Annotated in this window: 17 protein-coding genes; 6 read left to right on the top strand and 11 right to left on the bottom strand. The window is 61.9% G+C overall.

Annotated elements, in window-relative coordinates:
• Window positions 1-146 precede the first annotated feature (146 nt).
• On the bottom strand, window positions 147-689 hold the full coding sequence (gene orn, locus DTP52_RS05225) for an oligoribonuclease (RefSeq protein WP_003197208.1): 543 nt from the start codon (window positions 687-689) through the stop codon (window positions 147-149).
• Window positions 690-798: 109 nt separating this feature from the next.
• On the opposite strand from orn, the gene rsgA reads away from it, so the two are divergent.
• A complete protein-coding gene (gene rsgA / locus DTP52_RS05220; protein ID WP_028237543.1) occupies window positions 799-1830 on the top strand; it encodes a small ribosomal subunit biogenesis GTPase RsgA in 1032 nt (343 codons plus the stop codon).
• Window positions 1831-1968: 138 nt separating this feature from the next.
• Here rsgA and motB read toward each other — a convergent pair whose 3' ends face one another.
• Window positions 1969-3006: a flagellar motor protein MotB gene (gene motB / locus DTP52_RS05215; protein WP_109752156.1), complete on the bottom strand. Its 1038-nt coding sequence runs from the start codon at window positions 3004-3006 to the stop codon at window positions 1969-1971.
• A gap of 3 nt (window positions 3007-3009) precedes the next feature.
• Window positions 3010-3861 carry a flagellar motor stator protein MotA gene (motA, locus tag DTP52_RS05210; RefSeq protein ID WP_003197198.1) on the bottom strand — a complete coding sequence of 284 codons (852 nt, stop codon included), beginning with the start codon at window positions 3859-3861 and terminating at the stop codon, window positions 3010-3012.
• A 166-nt stretch (window positions 3862-4027) separates the two neighbouring features.
• Between motA and DTP52_RS05205 the strand changes: the two genes are divergently transcribed.
• From DTP52_RS05205 to DTP52_RS05190, 4 genes are all read left to right on the top strand, one after another.
• Window positions 4028-5566: an HDOD domain-containing protein gene (locus tag DTP52_RS05205; protein ID WP_109752155.1), complete on the top strand. Its 1539-nt coding sequence runs from the start codon at window positions 4028-4030 to the stop codon at window positions 5564-5566.
• Window positions 5567-5608: 42 nt separating this feature from the next.
• The gene (locus DTP52_RS05200) at window positions 5609-6424 is read left to right on the top strand and encodes a rhodanese-like domain-containing protein (protein WP_109752154.1); all 816 of its coding nucleotides are present in this window, start codon (window positions 5609-5611) and stop codon (window positions 6422-6424) included.
• A gap of 19 nt (window positions 6425-6443) precedes the next feature.
• Window positions 6444-7304 (top strand): archaetidylserine decarboxylase, encoded by an 861-nt coding sequence (gene asd / locus DTP52_RS05195; protein ID WP_109752153.1) that lies wholly within the window; start codon window positions 6444-6446, stop codon window positions 7302-7304.
• A gap of 125 nt (window positions 7305-7429) precedes the next feature.
• Window positions 7430-9190: a molecular chaperone gene (locus DTP52_RS05190; RefSeq protein ID WP_109752152.1), complete on the top strand. Its 1761-nt coding sequence runs from the start codon at window positions 7430-7432 to the stop codon at window positions 9188-9190.
• 184 nt (window positions 9191-9374) lie between these two features.
• Here the strand turns inward: DTP52_RS05190 and serB are convergent, their stop codons facing one another.
• A complete protein-coding gene (gene serB, locus DTP52_RS05185; RefSeq protein WP_003197189.1) occupies window positions 9375-10589 on the bottom strand; it encodes a phosphoserine phosphatase SerB in 1215 nt (404 codons plus the stop codon).
• 133 nt (window positions 10590-10722) lie between these two features.
• Between serB and DTP52_RS05180 the strand changes: the two genes are divergently transcribed.
• Complete coding sequence (locus DTP52_RS05180; protein WP_109752151.1) at window positions 10723-12240, top strand: AhpA/YtjB family protein; 1518 nt, start codon at window positions 10723-10725, stop codon at window positions 12238-12240.
• A gap of 236 nt (window positions 12241-12476) precedes the next feature.
• Here the strand turns inward: DTP52_RS05180 and DTP52_RS05170 are convergent, their stop codons facing one another.
• The 7 genes from DTP52_RS05170 to DTP52_RS05140 all read right to left on the bottom strand — a co-directional run bounded on the left by DTP52_RS05170 (window position 12477) and on the right by DTP52_RS05140 (window position 20641).
• On the bottom strand, window positions 12477-13181 hold the full coding sequence (locus DTP52_RS05170; protein WP_109752149.1) for a membrane integrity-associated transporter subunit PqiC: 705 nt from the start codon (window positions 13179-13181) through the stop codon (window positions 12477-12479).
• A gap of 179 nt (window positions 13182-13360) precedes the next feature.
• Complete coding sequence (gene parC, locus DTP52_RS05165) at window positions 13361-15625, bottom strand: DNA topoisomerase IV subunit A (RefSeq protein WP_109752148.1); 2265 nt, start codon at window positions 15623-15625, stop codon at window positions 13361-13363.
• Window positions 15626-15635: 10 nt separating this feature from the next.
• Window positions 15636-16157 carry a TIGR02281 family clan AA aspartic protease gene (locus DTP52_RS05160; protein WP_109752147.1) on the bottom strand — a complete coding sequence of 174 codons (522 nt, stop codon included), beginning with the start codon at window positions 16155-16157 and terminating at the stop codon, window positions 15636-15638.
• Complete coding sequence (locus DTP52_RS05155) at window positions 16154-17140, bottom strand: esterase-like activity of phytase family protein (RefSeq protein WP_109752146.1); 987 nt, start codon at window positions 17138-17140, stop codon at window positions 16154-16156. Before DTP52_RS05155 ends, DTP52_RS05160 begins: the two co-directional genes overlap by 4 nt.
• Window positions 17140-19044, bottom strand: a complete 1905-nt coding sequence (gene parE, locus DTP52_RS05150; RefSeq protein ID WP_109752145.1) for a DNA topoisomerase IV subunit B — start codon at window positions 19042-19044, stop codon at window positions 17140-17142. The genes DTP52_RS05155 and parE overlap by 1 nt, the downstream gene beginning before the upstream one ends.
• A gap of 42 nt (window positions 19045-19086) precedes the next feature.
• Complete coding sequence (locus tag DTP52_RS05145; RefSeq protein WP_109752144.1) at window positions 19087-19695, bottom strand: YqiA/YcfP family alpha/beta fold hydrolase; 609 nt, start codon at window positions 19693-19695, stop codon at window positions 19087-19089.
• A gap of 589 nt (window positions 19696-20284) precedes the next feature.
• Window positions 20285-20641: a DUF6124 family protein gene (locus tag DTP52_RS05140; protein WP_109752143.1), complete on the bottom strand. Its 357-nt coding sequence runs from the start codon at window positions 20639-20641 to the stop codon at window positions 20285-20287.
• Window positions 20642-20869 lie beyond the last annotated feature (228 nt).

Raw genomic sequence — 20869 nt, 5'->3', positions numbered from 1 at the left:
CGAGGGAGCTTGCTCCCGCTCGGCTGCGCAGCAGCCGCCAAACCGGACAATTCGGCCTACCTGAAGCTGTTGGGGCCTGCTGCGCAGGCCAGCGGGAGCAAGCTCCCTCGCCACAAAAGCAATCTGGCCAGCCGCTGGGGTGCCGGTTAGAACTTGATGAAGTGCTTACGGTAATGCTGCAACTCGGCAATGGACTCGCGAATGTCGTCCAGGGCCAGGTGGCTGCCACCCTTCTGGAAGCTGTCGCGCACTTGCGGGGCCCAGCGGGCGGCCAGTTCCTTGAGGGTGGAGACATCCAGGTTGCGGTAGTGGAAGTAGCTTTCCAGGGATTTCATGTGGGTATAGAGGAAGCGACGGTCCTGGCAGATGCTGTTGCCACAGATCGGCGACTTGCCCTTTGGCACCCACTGTTCCAGGAAGGCGATGGTCTGGGCCTCGGCCTCGGCCATGCTGATCTTGCTTTCGCGCACCCGCTGGGTCAGGCCCGAGCCGCCGTGCTGGCGGGTGTTCCATTCGTCCATGCCGGCCAGGATCTCGTCGCTGTGATGGATTGCGATCACCGGGCCTTCGGCCAAGGTGTTGAGGTCGCTGTCGGTGACGATGGTGGCCATTTCGATGATGACGTCGGTATCAGGGTTCAGACCGGTCATTTCCAGGTCGATCCAGATCAGGTTCTGCGGGTTTTGCATAGGGAAGCTCCTCGGCGTAGCCACGCAGTTTAGCCTAGGCCGGCCTTTGGGCGTGCTAAACTCGCGGCCGTTTTACCCTATTCGCTGCATTTCTTCATACGGAACACCCATGGCCAAACGCCAACTCAATCGTCGTCAGAACTGGCGCATCGAAAAGATCCAGGGCGAGCGCGCCGCCCGCGCCGCCAAACGCGAATCCAGTGCTGTCGAAGCCCTGGAGGGTGGCGACCTGGGCCCTGAACAGACCGGCCTGGTAATCGCCCACTTCGGCGTGCAGGTCGAGGTCGAGGCCCGGGAAGGCGAATTGGCCGGCCAGGTATTCCGCTGCCACCTGCGCGCCAACCTGCCGGCGCTGGTGACGGGCGATCAGGTCGTCTGGCGTGCCGGCAACCAGGGCATCGGCGTGATCGTCGCACAATTGCCGCGCCACACCGAGCTGTGCCGTCCAGACAGTCGGGGCCAGCTCAAGCCCGTGGCCGCCAACGTCGACATGATCGTCATCGTGTTCGCCCCGCTGCCCGAACCCCACGCCAACCTGATCGACCGTTACCTGGTAGCCGCCGAGCATGCTGGCATCCGACCGTTATTGCTGCTCAACAAGTTCGACCTGATCGACGAACACAACGCTCCGGCGCTGAACGCCTTGCTGTCGGTCTATCGGGACTTGGGTTACCCGGTGCTGGAAGTCTCGGCCCATCACGGCAACGGCATGGAGCAATTGCAGCAGCAACTGGACGGGCGCATCAGTGTGTTCGTCGGCCAGTCCGGTGTCGGCAAGTCGTCGCTGGTCAACAGCCTGCTGCCGGACGTCGAGACCCGTGTCGGGCCACTGTCCGAACTGTCTGGCCAAGGCACCCACACCACCACCACCGCGCGACTGTTCCACTTCCCCGGCGGCGGTGAATTGATTGACTCACCGGGCATCCGTGAGTTTGGCTTGGGTCACGTGAGCCGGGCCGATGTCGAAGCCGGATTCATCGAGTTCAACGAGCTGATCGGCACCTGCCGCTTCCGCGACTGCAAGCACGATCGCGAACCCGGCTGTGCCCTGCTCAAGGCCTTGGAAGAAGGTCGTGTGCATCAGCAACGGATGAACAGCTACCGCTCGATCATCGCCAGCCTGCCGGAAAGCAGTTACTGACCCGACCGGACACCTTTGTGGCGAGGGGATCCGTGGGAGCAAAGCTTGCTCGCGAAACAGGCACCTCGGTCTCTGAAAGACCGCATCGCCTTCATCGCGGGCAAGCCTTGCTCCCACAGGTCTGTATCGGCTCTTAGGTCACTGCGCCGGCGGTTCGGCCGGTTTCGGCGCAGCATCGTCGAACAGGTTCAGACGTTCGCGCAGCTCATGGGCCGGCACCGGTTGCTTATCCGCCGGCAAGGCGTTCGGATCAACCGCAGCACCAGGCGTCGCCGGGACTTCACCCGGTGCGCCCTGGCCCTGGGCCGGATCCGGCGCCGGGTCGTCGGTTTGCGAACCTTCGATGGCTTGCTGGGCCTTCTTGGTCAACACCACGATATCGATACGCCGGTTGACCGGGTTGAACGGGTCCTTGCGGTCGAACAACGCCGAGGATGCGTAACCGACCACCCGCGCCACCTGTTCGTCCGGATAGCTGCCAGCCACCAGGGCACGACGGGCCGCGTTGGCGCGGTTGGCGGACAGCTCCCAGTTACCGAAATCACCTTTGCCGACGTAGGGCTTGGCATCGGTATGACCGCTGATGCTGATCTTGTTCGGCACCGCCTTGATGGTGTCGGCCATGGCCAGCAGAATGTCTTCGAAATAAGGTTTCAGGCGCGCACTGCCGGAATCGAACATCGGCCGGTTCTCGGCGTCCATGATCTGGATGCGCAAGCCGTTCGGCGTAATCTCGAACAGGATCTGGTCCTTGAATTTCTGCAGCTGCGGGTTCTCCTCGACCTTGTTCTGCAATTCCTGCAGCAACAATTCCAGGCGCTCGCGCTCGATCTGCTCGGCCATGCCTTCGACCTGCTCGGAATCCACCGTCACCTTGTCGGGCTGGGGCTCGGATTTGACTTCAGGATTGAGGGTCGTGTCCGGCGCCAGGGTCGGTGAACCACCCAGGTCGATGATGTACGGCGTGCCGCTTTCAGTAAAACCGACCGGGTCCTTGAAGTAACCGGCGATGGCGATCTTCTGTTCCGGGGTCGCGGTGGACAGCAGCCACAGCACCAGGAAGAACGCCATCATCGCCGTCGCAAAGTCGGCGAAGGCGATTTTCCAGGCGCCCCCGTGATGCCCCGCGGCTATGCGCTTGACGCGCTTGATGATGATCGGCTGGTTATTTTCCATGACTTAACGACCGCGAACCGCTTGTTCCAGCTCGGCGAAGCTTGGACGGTGCGCCGGGTACAGGACCTTGCGACCGAACTCCACCGCCAGCGATGGCGGCATGCCCGAGGCCGAGGCCACCAGGGAAGCCTTGATGGCTTCGTAGACGTTGAGTTCTTCCTTGGCGTCATGGGCCAGGGAGTGGGCCAGTGGGCCGAAAAAACCATACGCAGCCAGAATACCGAAGAAGGTACCCACCAGTGCCGCCCCCACGTGCAGGCCGATGGACTTCTGGTCGCCGTCGCCCAGGGAAGCCATGGTCACCACGATGCCCAATACCGCCGCGACGATACCGAAGCCGGGCATGGCGTCGGCGATACCGGTGACTGCGTGGGAAGGGTGCTCCAGGTCTTCCTTGAGGCTGTACAGCTCCATGTCGAACAGGCCTTCGAGCTCATGGGGCGCCATGTTGCCGGACGACATGATGCGCAGGTAATCACAGATGAACGCCGTCATGCGGGCATCTTTGAGCACCGCAGGATACTTGGCGAAAATCGGGCTGGCAGCGGCGTCTTCAATATCGCCTTCGATCGCCATCATGCCTTCGCGGCGGCTCTTGTTGAGAATCTCGTAGATCAGGCCCAGCACTTCGAGGTAGAAGGTGTGGCTGAAACGCGAACTGAACATGCCCAGGGACTTCTTGAGCACGTGCATCGTCATATAGCCAGGGTTGGCCTGCAAGAATGCGCCAAGGGCCGCGCCACCGATGATCATCACCTCGAAAGGCTGGATCAGGGCGGCAATCTTGCCATGGGAGAGCACGTATCCGCCGAGTACGCTCGCGAACACGACAATGATGCCGATAATTTTAGCCATAGATAGAAAGTACTTATTTAAGTCGGGTTCAAGGTCATATTCGGAAGCTGAAAAATCTCTTCTTCTACTTATCGGCAAAACTGCGCCAGACTATAGCCAGTTCTGGCGAAAAGCCAGTTTGGCCCGCTTCGGGCGTAGAGAATTCATACGATGATCACGTCCAGCCATGACTAACGAAACTAAGGTTCCAACGCCGCGACCGACCACGCTCGAAGGCTGGGTAAAGCTGCTGGACGGCGTGCACCTACCAGTGCCCCAGGCCAGTCATGACCTGGTCTGCAAGGCCATTGCCGACAGCCGCCGCTCGTTGCGCGACATCGCCGAACTGATGCAGGACAGCCCGGCCCTGGCCCTGAGCGTCATCCGCGAGGCCAACCATCACACCCATGGCAGCCTTGCAGAACCGGCGGAAAATCTCGAAGTAGCCATCAACCGTCTCGGCCTCAAGCGCACCGAGGAACTGCTCGCTCGCTTGCCGTCGTTGCCGGGGCAAGAAATCCCCGTTGCCTTGCGCCAGCTGCAATTGATCAGCCAGCACGCCACGCAACAGGCCAATGGCTTTTTTGCCAGCCGCCTGGCGCGACTGTGGCAGGACATACACTGGGGCAGCCTGTTGTTTCTGTCGCCGCTCTGGCCCCTGGCACTGACTCACCCGCGGTTGCTGGGGGAGTGGGAGTTGCGGGTCGTCCATAAAGGTGAGCCCGCGAGCAAGGTCGAGCGCGAATTGTTCGGCGTCAGCCTGCTGAAGATCTGCCTGGCGCTGGTAGAAACCTGGCGCTTGCCGATCTGGGTGATGCAGGGCTATCGCCTGCTGCTCAATGAACGCCGCGAGCTGGTAAGAGTGCTGCGCATCGCCCGGGACAGCGAACACCCACTGCGCCAACAGAATCGCCTGGACGATGACCCGACGCTGCGGCGCTGGCTCAATCAACCGGCCAATACCGTATTGCTGGCCAACGGCCTGGCACTTTCAGCGCAACAGGCCTGGGACAGCCCCCACATTGTCCGCTGGCAATACCTCACCAGTTTGTATCTGCAGATACCGATGGATGAGGTCCAGCAACAACTGCACCAACAAGCTGTCACCAGCGCCCGTCATGACGCCATGCCGGACCTCTGGCACCCGGCCGTGGCGTTGCTCTGGCCCTGGGACAGCCGTCGCATCCACCCCGGATTGCTCCCCCCCGCCCCACCCAGCGCCGAAGACCTGAGCCAGTGGCGCAAGCAATGCTCCGCACTGTTGGTGGAACCGAGCCCCTTTCGCAATGCCATGCACTTGACCACCTCGGCACGGGACGTGTTGGTGGCCTGTGGCATGCGTCGGGTGATGATCCTGATGGCCGACCGCAGCCAGGCCAGCGTGCGCGTACACCAGACCGCCGGCCTGCCGAAAGAAGCCGCGGCCATGAGTTTTACCATCAGCCAGAGCAAGATATTGCAGCGGTTGCTGGCCCAGCAAGCCCAGGTTCGCCTGAACCCGGACAACAATGCGCAGTTTTCGGCTCTGCTGCCACCGGGCCTGCGCAGCCTGTTCCGGGGTGAGCACCTGCTGTTGCGCTCACTGACCTGCAATGGCCGAGTCATCATGCTGGTGGCGGTGGACCAGGGCGGCGGGCCGTTCTCGGACGTGACCGTGCAAGCCTTCGGCAAAACCGTGCAATGCATCGAACGGGCCCTGCATACCTTTACCAACCGCGGCCGCTGAACTTGCTACAATCCTTTCCCTTTGCGCCCCTGGAGACCTCACATGCCTGACTTCTCTGGCTTGCCACTGGTGATCGAGCCGAGCGAACTGCTACCGCGCCTCGACGCCCGCGAACTGATTCTGGTGGACCTGACCAGCGCCGCCCGCTACAGCACCGGGCATATTCCCGGTGCACGCTTCGTCGATCCCAAACGCACCCAGCTCGGCCAGCCGCCAGCCCCGGGCCTGCTGCCAGCCAAAGCCGACCTCGAAGCACTGTTCGGCGAGCTCGGGCATAACCCGGATGCGGTCTACGTGGTCTACGACGATGAAGGCGGCGGCTGGGCCGGGCGTTTTATCTGGCTGTTGGACGTGATCGGTCACTCGAACTACCACTACCTCGACGGCGGCTTGCTGTCGTGGCTGGCCGAAGGCCTGCCGGTGTCCGTCGACGTCCCTGCACCGGTTGCAGGCCCGGTCAGCCTGACACTGCACGATGCTCCCACCGCTACCCGCGAGTATCTGCAAAGCCGTCTCGGCGCTGCCGACCTGGCCATCTGGGACGCTCGCGGCCCGCTGGAGTATTCCGGCGAGAAAGTCGTCGCAGCCCGAGGCGGACACATTCCCGGAGCGGTCAATTTCGAATGGACTGCTGGCATGGACCAGGAGCGCAACCTGCGCATCCGCAAGGACATGCCGCAAATCCTCGAACAATTGGGCATCACGCCCGACAAAGAAATCATCACCCACTGCCAGACTCACCACCGCTCCGGCTTCACCTACCTGGTGGCCAAGGCGCTCGGTTATCCACGAGTCAAAGGCTATGCCGGTTCCTGGGGTGAATGGGGCAACCACCCCGATACCCCCATCGAGCTTTGAAGGTTCTTAAGGACAGTTAATGAAAAACCGTTTGTTCATCCTCACTCAATACCTGCTGCCCCACCACCTGCTGTCGCGGCTGGCCGGCTGCATTGCCGAATGCCGCGTGCGCTGGTTCAAGAACGCCTTCACCGCGTGGTTTGCCAAGCGCTACCAAGTGGACATGTCCCAGGCCCTGGTGGAAGACCTGACGGCGTACGAGCACTTCAACGCCTTCTTCACCCGCGCCCTGAAAGACGGTGCGCGTCCGCTGGACCCAACCCCGGGCGCCATCCTCAGCCCCGCCGACGGTGCCGTCAGCCAGCTCGGCCCGATCGAGCACGGCCGGGTATTCCAGGCCAAGGGCCACAGCTTCAGCGTACTGGAGCTACTGGGCGGCGATGCAGCCAACGCGGCGCCGTTCATGGGCGGCGATTTTGCCACCATCTATCTTTCCCCCAAGGACTACCACCGCGTGCACATGCCGCTGGCCGGCACCCTGCGGGAGATGGTTTATATCCCAGGACGAATTTTCTCGGTCAACCAGACCACCGCCGAAAACGTTCCAGAACTGTTTGCTCGTAACGAACGCGTGGCGTGCATTTTCGACACCGAACGCGGGCCGATGGCCGTGGTGCTGGTGGGCGCGATGATCGTGGCGTCCATCGAAACCGTCTGGGCCGGCCTGGTGACACCGCCCAAGCGCGAACTCAAGACTTTCCGCTACGACGAAGTCGCCCGTGCGCCGATCCACCTGGAAAAAGGCGCCGAACTGGGCCGCTTCAAGCTGGGTTCGACCGCCATCGTGCTGTTTGGTCCGGATCAAGTGAAATGGGCCGAGGAACTGGTGGCCGGTTCGCCCGTGCAGATGGGTCAAGGCCTGGCACTGCCAAAAGCCTGAGTCATCGGCCCCTGTGGGGAGCGAGCTCCCCACAGGGCATGCTGCATAGATAGAGCACCTCTTTCGCCCACAACTGCTAGAGTTGGAAACATCACGTTTATTTCCCGCCGGAGCCCGACCACGGCATGAATGAGACCAGCCCTCTCCAGCTATTGCGCGTCCAGCCCCCAACGCAATCACGCCTGTCGTTCTGCGATGCCACGCCACGGGACCTCAAGCGCTGGATCGCCAACCTGCCCAAGGCCAACATCGGCGAAACCGCCCGCCTGTTGTACCAGGCCCTTGGTGAACTCAACCAACTGCTCACGCCCAGCGACAATCGACTGCAACTGCTCGAGCTGCTGCGGCCCGAGGTGTATTACGTCTGCAAGCATCTGGAGCGGCACTTCCTGCAACAGGCCATCGTGCTGGATGAGCGCTCGCGCAAGATCGTCAACCTGTGCCAGGCCCTGCAAACCCAACTGGCGATGGGCTACAAACAGATCGTGGCGCGTATCGCCTCGAAATACACCAAGGATCGGGCTCGCCTGCTGAGCACCGCGCTGCAACGGGCGATACATGCCCTCAACGGCCCGCTGCTGCGTGCCAGCCAGCTGTACAGCCCAGTACCTGAAGGGCTATGGCTCGATTTGCATCAGCTGTACCGGATCGCTTGCCTGCACCGCTTGCAGCACCTGAGCGTGAGTGATGACCTGGCCAGCCAGGTTCATCAATTGAACGCCGAGCAAACCTATGTCGTCGCCCTGCTGCTGGGCGCGTCACGCAGCAATCAACTGCGCCAGAGCCAGATCGGTCGACTGACCCAAGTGCTCGAATCCTGGAGCCAGTGGGTCAAGCTGGACCCTGCCACCGCTGCCAGCAGCCTGTTCGCGGTCGCGCCGGAGCTGGATGTCGGGCCGCGCTACCGCTCCAAGTTCCGAGCCGAACAGCAGCCGACCTTGCAGGGCTTCGATCCCCAGCCCCTGGTGCGTGCAATCGCCACTCACCTGGAACAACCTGCCGAGAACAACCTGCCAGTACCTGGCGGCATGAGCGTCGACACCTTGCATCACCTGCAAGCGGCCTGGGGCGAAGCGGCCGAACGCAGCTTCCAGCGCACCGAGGGCAACGGCACGCTGACCCTGTGCGTGGGCATGAGTGCGCTGCACTACTACCTCGGCGGCGAGCGCTCTTTCAACGAAATCCTGAAAAGCCCCACCACCCGCAAAGCCCGCTTCGAAGCCTCGCCGAGCAAGACAAACGACGCCTGGAAGCAGGCCTTCGACGCCGCCCCCGCCGGTGACAGCGACCTGCTGCCCTATGAAGAAATCGAGTACCCGGTCAACCCGGCCGATGACGACGGCACCAGCTCCGACAATCAGCACCACTTTCCCACCTACGACCTGCCGATCATCAACCACAGCCCTGGCGGTTATTGCCTCGGTTGGCCCAAGGAAGTGCCGGAACAGCTTCAAGCCGGTGAAATGATCGGCATTCGAGACAGCAGTGACCAAGCCTGGAGCGTTGCCGTGGTGCGCTGGATCCGACAAGTGCGCAACGGCGCCATGCAGATGGGCATCGAACTGGTCGCACCCCATGCCCAGCCTTGTGGGCTGCAACTGGTCCGGGAAGAGAACGAGCACGGTCACTACCTGCGCGGCTTGTTACTGCCCGAGATCAGCGCCATCGACCTGCCTCCCACCATGATCGCCCCACGCCTGCCGTTCCAGGAGGGCCAGCGTGTACTGATCAACACCAACGGCCAGGAACGCCGCGCCGGCCTGGACCGCCGGGTGACCAGTACCCACAGCTTCAACCAGTTTTCCTATCACCCGGAAGACTCAGCCGAGACTGAGGGTGGCGGCGACCAAGAGGGGAATTTTGATTCGTTGTGGAAGTCGCTCTAAACAGCGCATAGCCCCCTGTGGCGAGGGAGCTTGCTCCCGCTGGGGCGCGTAGCGGCCCTAAACCTGAGACCGAGGAGTGTCAGGTTGGCCGCCTTGGGCCTGCTGCGCAGGCCAGCGGGAGCAAGCTCCCTCGCCACAAAGTGCGTGCCTCCCCAGAGTCGGCGTATTGCTCAAAGCATGTTACTTAGAGCTGCCCGTCACGATCCCTGAAACCCAACAGGTACAACACCCCATCCAGCCCCAGGGTTGAAATCGCCTGCCTGGCCGACTGCTTGACCAGCGGCTTGGCGCGGAACGCCACGCCCAGGCCGGCGATCGCCAGCATCGGCAAGTCGTTGGCGCCGTCTCCCACGGCGATGGTCTGCTCCAGGCGCAAGCCTTCCTTTTCAGCCAGCTCTCGCAGCAGGTCCGCCTTGCGCTGGGCATCGACGATCGGCTCCACGGCCACGCCGGTCACCTTGCCATCCACCACTTCCAATTCGTTGGCGAATACGTAGTCGATACCGAGCTTGGCCTGCAATTGCTTGGCGAAGTAGGTGAAGCCGCCGGACAGGATGGCGGTCTTGTAACCCAGGCGCTTGAGTTCAGCGAACAGGGTCTCGGCACCTTCGGTCAGGCGCAGGGAAGCGCCGATGGAATCCAGCACACTGACGTCCAGCCCCTTGAGCAGCGCCAGGCGCTCCTTGAAGCTGGCGCGGAAGTCCAGCTCGCCGGCCATGGCTCGTTCGGTGATGGCCGAAACCTTGTCGCCGACGCCGGCCGCCTTGGCCAGTTCATCGATGACTTCGGCCTCGATCAGCGTCGAATCCATGTCGAACACCGCCAGGCGGCGGTTACGACGGAACAGCGAATCTTCCTGGAAGGCGATGTCGACGTTCAGTTCCTGGGCCACGCTGAGGAACTCGGCACGCAACGCCTGGGGGTCAGCCGGCTCGCCACGCACGGAAAACTCAATGCAACCCTTGCCCTTGTCGTCCGGGGTGTCCAGCGGCATGCGCCCGGACAGTCGGTCGATATGGTCGATGTTCAGGTCATATTTGGCGGTGATCGAGCTGACGCGCTGCAATTGTTCGGCAGTGACCTTGCGGGTCAGCAAGGTAACGATGTGGCGCTTCTTGCCCTGGCCGGCCACCCAATGCCGGTAATCGTCCTCGGACACCGGGGTGAAGCGCACCTGTTGGTCGAGCTTGTAGGCGGTGAACAGGATGTCCTTGAGCACCGACTTGCCTTGTTCGGCGTCCGGAATTTCAACCAGGATGCCGAACGACAGCGTGTCGTGGATCACCGCCTGACCGATGTCGAGAATGTTCACACCACCCTGGGCCAGAACGCCGGTAATGGCCGCAGTCAGACCCGGACGGTCGCTGCCAGTGATGTTTATCAGGACGATTTCGCGCAAGGCGCACCCCCGCAGGTGGAAAAAAACCGCATTCTACCCACATTCAGTGACCATCGGGCACCGCCAGTGCTTTGCCGGTCATGGGGCTGTCGCTATACTGCGCGTCAATTTCACGGACAAAGAGCCGAGCTCAGTGAACCGGCCCACGCCAGTCAAAACCGACAACTTCTTCCTGCTGATCTTCCGTGCACTGCGTCACCGTCGTGTACCGATTGCATTGCGCATTGCCAGCCATAACGTGATCCTGGTCGCCCTGGCCCTGGTTATCTATGCCTGCGTGATGGGCTTGCAATTCAAGCAGGCGATGCACGAGCAGGCCGATGCCCTGGGTGAAAGCCTGACCACCCAGACCGCCACGTCCGCCACCGAGCTGCTGGTGTCCAACGACATCCTCAGCCTCAACGTGCTGCTCAACAACCTGACCAAGAACAAACTGGTGGCCCACGCCGCCATCTACAGCGTGGACAACCGCATCCTCGCCGAGGCCGGCCAACGGCCCAAGCCGGGCCTGCTGGGTGAGTCCGGCGGCATGTACCAGAGCAAGATCACCTTCCAGGACGTGACCGCCGGACAACTGCGCATCAGCCTGGACATGGACCAGTTCCAGCAACCGATGACCATCAGCCTGCAAAGCATGGGCATCCTCAGCGCGATACTGCTGGCCCTGGCTTTGGCCTTGAGTCTGCGCCTGGGGCGGCACATCTCCACGCCGCTGTTGCAATTGCGCGTCTGGCTGCGGGACATCGACGAACACACCCCTGCCACCCAGCGCCAGGATGAAATCGGCGACCTGGCCCGGCAACTGCACGCCAGCTTCGCGCCGGAACCCGAGCCCTTGCCGGAACCTGAAGACATCGACTACGTGGACGACGAGGACACTGAGCCGGGCTTCGAAGTGCGTAACCTGCGCGACCCGGGCTTTGATGAAAGCCAGCCGATGCCCGCCTCCAAACCGGCGCCACGCCACGTGGTGCGCACGGTGGAGGATGAGGAAGACGATGACGCCTTCGCCGACCTGCGTGACGAATCAGTCGATGGCGCACCTCAACCGCTCGCCAGGCCCGCTGCCTCGAACCTGCCCCAGCACAGTGCCGTGCTGGCCGTGCAACTGGGCGCCCAGGACCAACTGCGCCGCTTGCCCCAGGCCCGCCTGAAGGAACTGCTCGAACGCTACCGCGACTGCCTCGACCAGGCCGCCTCGCTTTATCAGGGTGAACTGCACACCCTGAACGACGGCAGCACGCTGATGCTGTTCCACACCGAAGACAGCGGCGACGACTACCTGACCAACGCCATTTGCTGCGGTGAGTTGCTGCGCGCCTTGGGCCACCAGTTGCAGATCGAAGTCGCCGACAGCGGCATCACCTTGCAACTGCAATTGGGCCTGACCTTGGGCGATGGTCTGTTCGGCCTGAGCCAGATCGACCTGCTGCTGACCGAAACCGCCCAGGACGCCCTGGCGTTGTCGCAACACAGCCGCAACCTGCTGCTGGTGGAACGCAAGATCAACGACGACGCCCTGATCCGCCAGCGCGCCCGCATCCGCCCCATCGCCAGCCCCGAAGGCGCGTGCTGCGTGGAGCGCTTGATGGAGCCTTATCCATCGTTGCTGGAGCGGCAACTGGCGCGGATGCATGAGCGCCAGGCCTGAGTCCCGGTACTTGAAGTAACGAAGCCCGCAGATGAGTGATTGTCTGCGGGCTTTTTGTTGTCTTCAGCGCCGCCATCGCGAGCAGGCTCGCTCCCACATTGGGTCTGTGGCTTGCAGAGCTCCCCTGTGGGAGCGAGCCTGCTCGCGATGAGGCCGGTACAGACACTGAAGAACCAACCCGCAGAAACAACAAAGCCCGCATCAATGCGGGCTTCGCTTTGCATCCAGGCCTGGCGTCAGAACCTGAACACTTCCATGTCCGTACGAATCGGCAAGGCCATGGGAATCTTGTCCTTTTCCTTTTCCACCGGCTTGGCTGGGGCTGGAGCGGGCTTGCGTGGCACTTCGGCGACAGGCGGCTGGTTGGCCAGGGGCTTGAGCGATACAGACAGTTGTTCGGCCAGGCGTTGCAGGAGCACGCCTTGAGCCTGGACCTGCGCGGCGGTGGTGCCGGCATGTTGCTCTTGCAGATGAACGATGCGGTTCTCACGCACCTTGCCACGACGGTCGATCAACCGCCATTGGGCATCGAGCACTGCCGGTTGCGCTTTACCCGAGTCCAGGCGAGTAATCGACAGCAGCACCTGCACATCCGGGGTGAAGCCCTGGGTCGCAGGCGCCAGTACCACACGCTGGCTGTCCAGGTGCCCGGCGACCTGACGCAACAGCAATTGATCGATGTCGGAAGACAGGCTGCCAGCCCAGCGTCCGTCGGTGGCGGCCTGCAGGCTACCGTCCGGTTGGCGTTGCAATAAGGTTTCGCGTTGCAGGTAATCGGCGATCAGGACCGGCCCCAGCAATACTGCCATGCCTGTGCTTTGCGCAGGCTGGGCCGGGGTTCCGCTGTCGAGTTGGTACAGCGACACCGGCTGGTTCATGCTGCAACCCGCCAGGCCAAGCAGGCCGGCGAGCCACAAAATAGGAAGGCGCAGAGCAGTCATCGTTCCGTCCAGGTGGCAGCCACAAGGCTTGCCACAGTGAAAAAATACTCGGTCATTATGAAGAACGCTCGGCCACGCCGGCGCTTGAAAGGGCCTATCATCCGTGAATATGCGCCGCGACTCCAGCGCCAAAGCATCGATCTGCGGCTTTTAATCGCAGACCGAGCCCTCTAGCACGCCTAATTGAGGTTTTCGACGAGCAGTGCATCCACCCGCTGGAAACCTCTTGGAAGCTTGTTGCCTCGCCGCCCGCGCTCACCTTTGTAATGTTCAAGATCGTCTGCTTTCAACGAAAGCGTACGTTTTCCAGCCTGTAGCACAAGCGTGGCGCCTTCCGGCAACACTGCAATATCCGTGACATATTCCTCGCGACTGGCCACCCGTTCGCCGGAAATACCGATGATCTTGTTGCCCTTGCCTTTACCCAACTGAGGCAAGTCGCTGATTTTGAACACCAGCAAGCGACCTTCGGTCGTTACCGAAGCCAGCCAATTGTTCTCTCGATCGCTGACCGCCCTCGGGGCAATGACCTTGGCGTTGTTCGGCAGGCTCAACAACGCCTTGCCCGCCTTGTTCTTGGCTTGCAGGTCTTCACCCTTGACCACGAACCCATAACCCGCGTCCGATGCAATAACGTACAGCCCATCATCATCAGGCATCAGCACGCATTCAAAAGTTGCACCCGACGGGGGCGTTAAACGACCGGTCAGCGGTTCGCCCTGGCCGCGAGCCGATGGCAGGGTGTGGGCCGGCACCGAATAACTGCGCCCGGTAGAATCGACGAACACCGCAAACTGGTTGGAACGCCCGGCCGCCAGCGCCTTGAAACCGTCCCCAGCCTTGTAGGAAAGCCCGGTAGCGTCAATATCATGACCCTTGGCCGAGCGCACCCAGCCTTTTTCCGACAGTACGACGGTCACTTTCTCGTTCGGTAGCAGGTCGTGCTCACTCAATGCCTTGGCTTCGGCGCGCTCAACGATTGGCGAACGACGATCATCACCATAAGTCTCGGCGTCCTTGAGCAGTTCAGTGCGCACCAGCTTCTTGAGTTTGGCTTCGCTGCCCAACAAGGCTTGCAACTTGGCTTGCTCCTTGAGCAGTTCATCCTGCTCGGCGCGCAGCTTCATCTCTTCCAACCGCGCCAATTGCCGCAGGCGGGTGTCGAGGATGTAGTCGGCCTGGATTTCGCTCAGGGCAAAGCGCTCGATCAGGCTGGCCTTGGGGTGCTCCTCGGTGCGGATGATGTGGATCACTTCATCCAGGTTCAGGTAGGCAATCAGCAAACCGTCCAACAGATGCAGGCGGCGCTCGACCTTGTCCAGGCGGAACTGCAGGCGCCGACGCACGGTCTTGACCCGGAACTCCAGCCATTCGACCAGCAATGCCCGCAGGTTCTTCAACTGCGGTTTGCCGTCCAGGCCGATGATGTTGATGTTGACCCGGTAGCTGGACTCAAGGTCAGTGCTGGCGAACAGGTGCTGCATCAGCGCGTCGTGGTCGACCCGGCTGTTGACCGGAATGATCACGATGCGGCAGGGGTTCTCGTGGTCGGACTCATCGCGCAAATCGGCGACTTGTGGAGCTTTCGACGGTTTTGCCTGCATCATCGCCGCGATTTGCTCCAAGACCTTCGCCCCGGAGACTTGGTGCGGCAATGCCGTGACAATGATGTCGCCGTCTTCGATGTGGTACACGGCGCGCATGCGCACCGAACCGCGACCGGTCTCGTAGATTTTCAGCAGGTCGGCGCGCGGCGTGATGATTTCCGCTTCGGTCGGGTAATCCGGGCCCTGGATGTGTTCGCAGAGTTGTTCCACCGTGGCTTTCGGCTCGTCCAGCAGACGCACGCAGGCCGTGGCCACTTCCCGCAGGTTGTGGGGAGGTACGTCAGTGGCCATGCCCACGGCAATGCCGGTGGTGCCATTGAGGAGAATATTCGGCAAACGTGCAGGCAATACGAGGGGTTCTTCAAGGGTGCCGTCAAAGTTCGGGCCCCAGTCCGCCGTACCTTGGCCCAGTTCGCTGAGCAGAACCTCGGAATAACGCGACAGCCGCGCCTCGGTGTAACGCATGGCAGCGAAGGACTTGGGATCGTCCGGCGCACCCCAGTTACCCTGCCCGTCCACCAGCGTGTAGCGATAGCTGAACGGCTGGGCCATCAGCACCATGGCTTCATAGCAGGCCGAGTCGCCGTGGGGGTGGAACTTACCGAGCACGTCACCGACGGTCCGCGCCGATTTCTTGTGCTTGGAATCGGCATCCAGCCCCAGCTCACTCATGGCATAGATGATCCGCCGCTGGACCGGCTTCAGACCGTCGCCAATGTGCGGCAAGGCGCGGTCCATGATCACGTACATGGAGTAATTGAGGTAGGCACTTTCGGTGAAGTCAGCCAGCGATCGGCGTTCTACGCCGTCTAAGCTGTCTGCAAGAATGTCGCTCATGCGGGCCTCATCAGTTCGTTGTCTGGCGCAGCAGCATGGTGCCGTCGCGCTGGGTAAATTCAAGTTTGTTCAGGGCGCTCATGCCCAGCAGCACTTGCGTGCCACCCAGGCCTGGCGCCACCAGGGCACGGACATCGCGCAAGACGATGTCGCCCAATTGCAGCCGGTCGACGCGGGTACGGTAGCCCTCGCTCACACCGTTGGCGGTGCTCAAGGTCACGCCGAAACCCTTTTCCAGCTTGAGGCGCTCGGCCAACTCCATCGGAATCGCCACGTCGGTGGCTCCGGTGTCGAGCATGAAGTCCACCGGCTGACCGTTGATCTGGCCGCTGGCGACGAAATGCCCCTGTTGATTGCCGACCAGCTTCACCTCGATAAAACCTTCACCTCTTTGCGAGTACACCTGGGTATTGGGGTTTTGCTGGCGCTGTTCCCATTGGGCAAAAAACCGCGTCGCCAGAAACAGCGCCGCGCACCAGGCCAATATCATCAACACCCGGCCAGCACGCTTGCCCGGCGGCTGCTGACTCATGGCGAGGCGCCCCAACCACCGTCCGGCGCGGCAAAGCGCCAGATGATCGGCCGCGTTTCGCCGTCGGCGCGAGCACCATCGTTGTTGTCCAGGCCGATCCAGGCGCCCTCGGCGTCCACTACCAGCGCTTCGGCCAGGCCATAGGCCTGCGCGTAACGACGATTATCCAGCAACGCCTCGGCGGCGAACGACCAGCAGCGCTCCACTTGGGCGGTCTGCGAGTCACGCCGGCAGATCTGAAAGGCGTTGCGCTCCAAGGTAAACAGCTTGCCATTGAACAGTGACAGATCGGCGAAATCACGTGGAACCGCCTTGGCCTTGGGGAACTGCGCTGGCTGCATCTCCAGCCCCGCTTCGCTCAGCAATACACAATTGCCATCGCAGTCCCACACCGTCTGCTTGCGCTTGATCAGCAACAGGCCGCGACTTTCGCGCTCGGCCGCCAGCCACAATTGATCGCCAGCCGGGTTGATCGCCAGGCCTTCGAACAGGGCATTGAAATGCAGCAACATGCCACTGGCACGGGCCTGGCGGATCAGCGTCGGGGCGATTTTCAACCACGACGCAGGTCCCGATGGCGGCACCTGCAACACCGCGGCATGGGACTCACTGACCACATAGCGATTGCCAGCACTGTCGCAGCTGATGCCTTCGAAATCCAGCTCGCCACCGCGCAGGAACGACGCCGCCCAGGTGCGGGATTTCAAGCCCCAGGGAAAACCGCTGTCCGGCACCTCAGGCACCTCGATATCGACCACTTGCGCCGGCCAGACTGGTGCCTCGGAGGGTGTGAGGCGGTAGATCCGATCATCGTCGCGATCAGACACCGTCCACATTTCACTGCCGCACAGGGCCAGCCCGGACAGATTGCCACCGCGCATGCCCTCGACGACGTGCTCGGACAGCAACTTCAGTTCCGGCGCCGGTCCTGCGACCACAACCCCCGCCCACAGCAATAACGCCAGGGCGAAACCGTTGCGCATCAGGCCAGCACCTCGGCCAGGTCCCCTTTGGATTCGAGCCAGGACTTGCGATCACCGGCGCGCTTCTTCGCCAGCAACATGTCCATCATTTCCGAAGTCGCTTCGAAATCATCCAGGGTCAACTGCACCAGGCGGCGAGTGTTCGGATCCATGGTGGTTTCGCGCAGTTGCGGCGGGTTCATTTCGCCCAAGCCTTTGAATCGGGTGACCTGCGGCTTGCCACGTTTCTTCTCGGCCACCAGACGATCGAGGATGCCGTCACGCTCGGCTTCGTCCAGGGCGTAGTAGATTTCCTTGCCCAGGTCGATCCGATACAGCGGCGGCATTGCGACGTAGACGTGGCCGGCATCCACCAGTGGGCGAAAATGCTGGACGAACAAGGCGCAGAGCAACGTGGCGATGTGCAGGCCGTCGGAGTCGGCGTCGGCGAGGATGCAGATCTTGCCGTAGCGTAGCTGGCTCATGTCCTCGGCGCCCGGATCGACACCGATGGCCACTGCGATGTTATGCACTTCCTGGCTGGCCAGCACTTCGCTGCCGTCCACTTCCCAGGTGTTGAGGATCTTGCCCCGCAGCGGCAGTATCGCCTGGAACTCTTTGTCCCGCGCCTGCTTGGCCGAACCACCGGCGGAGTCACCTTCCACCAGGAACAGCTCGGAACGCATCGGGTCCTGCCCGGCGCAATCGGCGAGCTTGCCCGGCAACGCCGGCCCTTGGGTGATGCGCTTGCGCTCGACCTTCTTGCTGGCCTTGAGGCGCCGGCCGGCGTTGTTGATCGCCAGTTCCGCCAGGGCCAAACCGGTTTCCGGGTTGGCGTTGAGCCACAGGCTGAACGCGTCCTTGACCACACCGGAAACAAACGCCGCCGCTTCGCGGGACGACAGGCGCTCCTTGGTCTGGCCGGAAAACTGCGGTTCCTGCATCTTCATCGACAGGACAAAGGCGATGCGTTCCCAGACGTCTTCCGGCGCCAGCTTCACGCCACGGGGCAGCAGGTTGCGGAACTCGCAGAACTCGCGCATGGCATCGAGCAAACCCTGGCGCAACCCGTTGACGTGGGTGCCGCCCTGGGCCGTGGGGATCAGGTTGACGTAGCTTTCCTGGACGCTTTCGCCACCTTCGGGCAGCCACAGCAGCGCCCAGTCCACCGCTTCCTTGTTACCGGCCAGGCTGCCGCAGAAGGGCTCGCTGGGCAGGCGTTCGAAATCGTTGACCGCGTCCACCAGATAAGAACGCAGGCCGTCTTCGTAATGCCACTCGACTTTCTCTCCGCTGGCCTTGTCCTCGAAACTGACCAACAGCCCCGGACACAACACCGCCTTGGCCTTGAGCACGTGCTTGAGGCGGCTGACGGAAAACTTCGGTGAATCGAAATACTTCGGATCCGGAGCGAAATACACGCTGGTCCCGGTGTTGCGCTTGCCGACGGTGCCGACCACTTCCAGCTCGGTGGCCTTGTAGCCGTCGGCGAAGGTCATCTGGTATTCGTTGCCATCACGCTTGACCCGCACCCGCACCTGAGTCGACAAGGCGTTGACCACAGAAATACCCACCCCGTGCAGACCGCCGGAGAACTGGTAGTTCTTGTTGGAAAACTTGCCGCCGGCGTGGAGCTTGGTGAGGATCAGCTCGACGCCCGAAACACCCTCTTCAGGGTGAATGTCCACCGGCATGCCGCGACCGTCATCGCTGACTTCCAGCGAGTGATCGGCGTGCAGGATGACCTGCACCGACTTCGCATGCCCGGCCAAGGCTTCGTCGACACTGTTGTCGATGACTTCCTGGGCGAGGTGGTTCGGCCGACTGGTGTCGGTGTACATGCCGGGGCGCTTGCGCACCGGGTCGAGGCCCGAGAGGACTTCGATGGCGTCTGCGTTATAGGAGCTAGCGCTGGGAGTGGCCATGGGGTCTCGTCGTCAGTGTTCAATGAAAAAGGGGCGATGGGCTCACAGCGACGTGAAGTCGATCGCCTGGTACAAATCGGCGCCAATGCCGGCAAAACTCAACAGCGCCGGCAACTGCTGGGCAAACCCTTGGAAACTGTGGTCGCCGCCGGCCTGGATGCGCAAGGCACAGGCGCGGTAATACTGCTGGGCGTGGCGATAATCCAGCGTTTCGTCACCGGTTTGCAACCATACCTGATACCGCTGCGGATCCTGGGGCGCCGGCACTTCCAGTTCGGCCAGGGCCGTGACGTGGTCGTGGGTCAATTCCCAGGTTTCGTCGGTGTACAAATTCTTCTGCGTGCCCAGGTAACCGTCAAACATCCGATGGGGGCTGACGGCAGGGTTGATCAACAGGGCCTTGAGGCCGTGGCGCTCGGCCAAGTGAGTCGCATAGTAGCCGCCGAGCGAGCTGCCGACCAGCAGCGGCCGTCCCAGTTGTGTAATCGCCTGCTCCAGCTGACCGATGGCCTGGCGGGGGTGGTGGTGCAAGGCGGGCACCTGTAATTGGTCGCTCAGGCCGAGGCGGGCCATCACCTCGGTCAACTGACAGGCCTTGGTCGACGCTGGGGCGCTGTTGAAGCCATGGATATAGAGGATTGAACCCGACATTGCCGACTCCCTGGGTGTTGGGCAAAGGCCGGAGTTTACAGGGAGTTTGTGGGGGTTTGGGGGATTTGACTGTCTTGTTGTTGCCGATGATCAGTTGATCACGGTGCCTGTGGGAGCAAAGCTTGCTCGCGAGGCGGCCTTATAGCCGGCCGGGATTTTGTTGATTGAGTACATATCCATTGCTGCGGTAACGGCGACTTATGGTTCCGCTCTTACAGCGGGTCACTTTCGAAAAGCGCGAAAGTAACCAAAGCGCTCCTGCCCCACCACTCGGCACCTCGCCTAGGCTCGGTGTGCCCTCACTCCGGCATTGCTCCGTGGGCCCGCCGCGAAGGGCCATCCATGGCCCAGCGCGGCTATCCCGGCATCCATGCCGGGATGGCCACTCCGCAATACCTGCGTTCGGCCATCGTGGTTAACGGGGCGCCGAGATCAACGTCCACCATGAGGCGGCCTAGTAGCCGACCTGGTTCTTGGTGAGACCGCGTTTCTCCTGTGGGAGCGGGCTTGCTCGCGAATGCGTCGGGTCAGCCAACATCAATGTTGAATGACACACCCAAGTGCTCCCACACAATGCTTGCGCTTGACGTTAGCGCGGATCGACGATGTCCAACGCCCGGTTCGCCAACAATTCACTGAGTTCGATCATCTGCTGGACTCCCAGGGCGAAATGCCGACGCGAGCCTTCCAGGTCGAAGGTCAGGTCGCCGAGCATGGCGTTGGCGGAGGCCAGGGTTTCGCTGAGGTTGGCTAGGAGGGTTTCGGTGTCTGCGCTCTCCGCGACGGAGAACAATTGGCTTGAGGGTTGTTTCTTCTTGGGTTGGGGCTTGGGGTCGAGGTAATGGTCGATGGCGCGCTTGGCGGCTTCATCAAGCATTGGGGGAATCTGGCTGGCTTCGGGAGAAATGGAATCTTTTTTTGTTGGCCCAGAGTTACTTTCAGACATGTTGAGCGCTCCATTAGGATTGAAATAACGCCCCCTACTTTCGGGTTTCCAGACCCGGCCGCTGAGTTTTCAGCGACAGAAAAAGGTTAGCGACAGCCCTTCCCACCCGGCAACCGCCAGAGCTCGTCGGAAAAATCTAATGCAGCCCGGAGGGGTGTCCGACCATTCCCACAAACCCTGGTCGGCTGTCAGGCCGCCATCGCGAGCAAGCTCGCTCCCACACAGGTT

This window comes from Pseudomonas sp. 43mfcvi1.1 (assembly GCF_900115935.1).
GTDB classification, from domain to species: Bacteria; Pseudomonadota; Gammaproteobacteria; order Pseudomonadales; family Pseudomonadaceae; genus Aquipseudomonas; species Aquipseudomonas bijieensis.
Note: the sequence above shows the minus strand (reverse complement) of the source record. Positions and strands in the feature narration are given on the sequence as shown.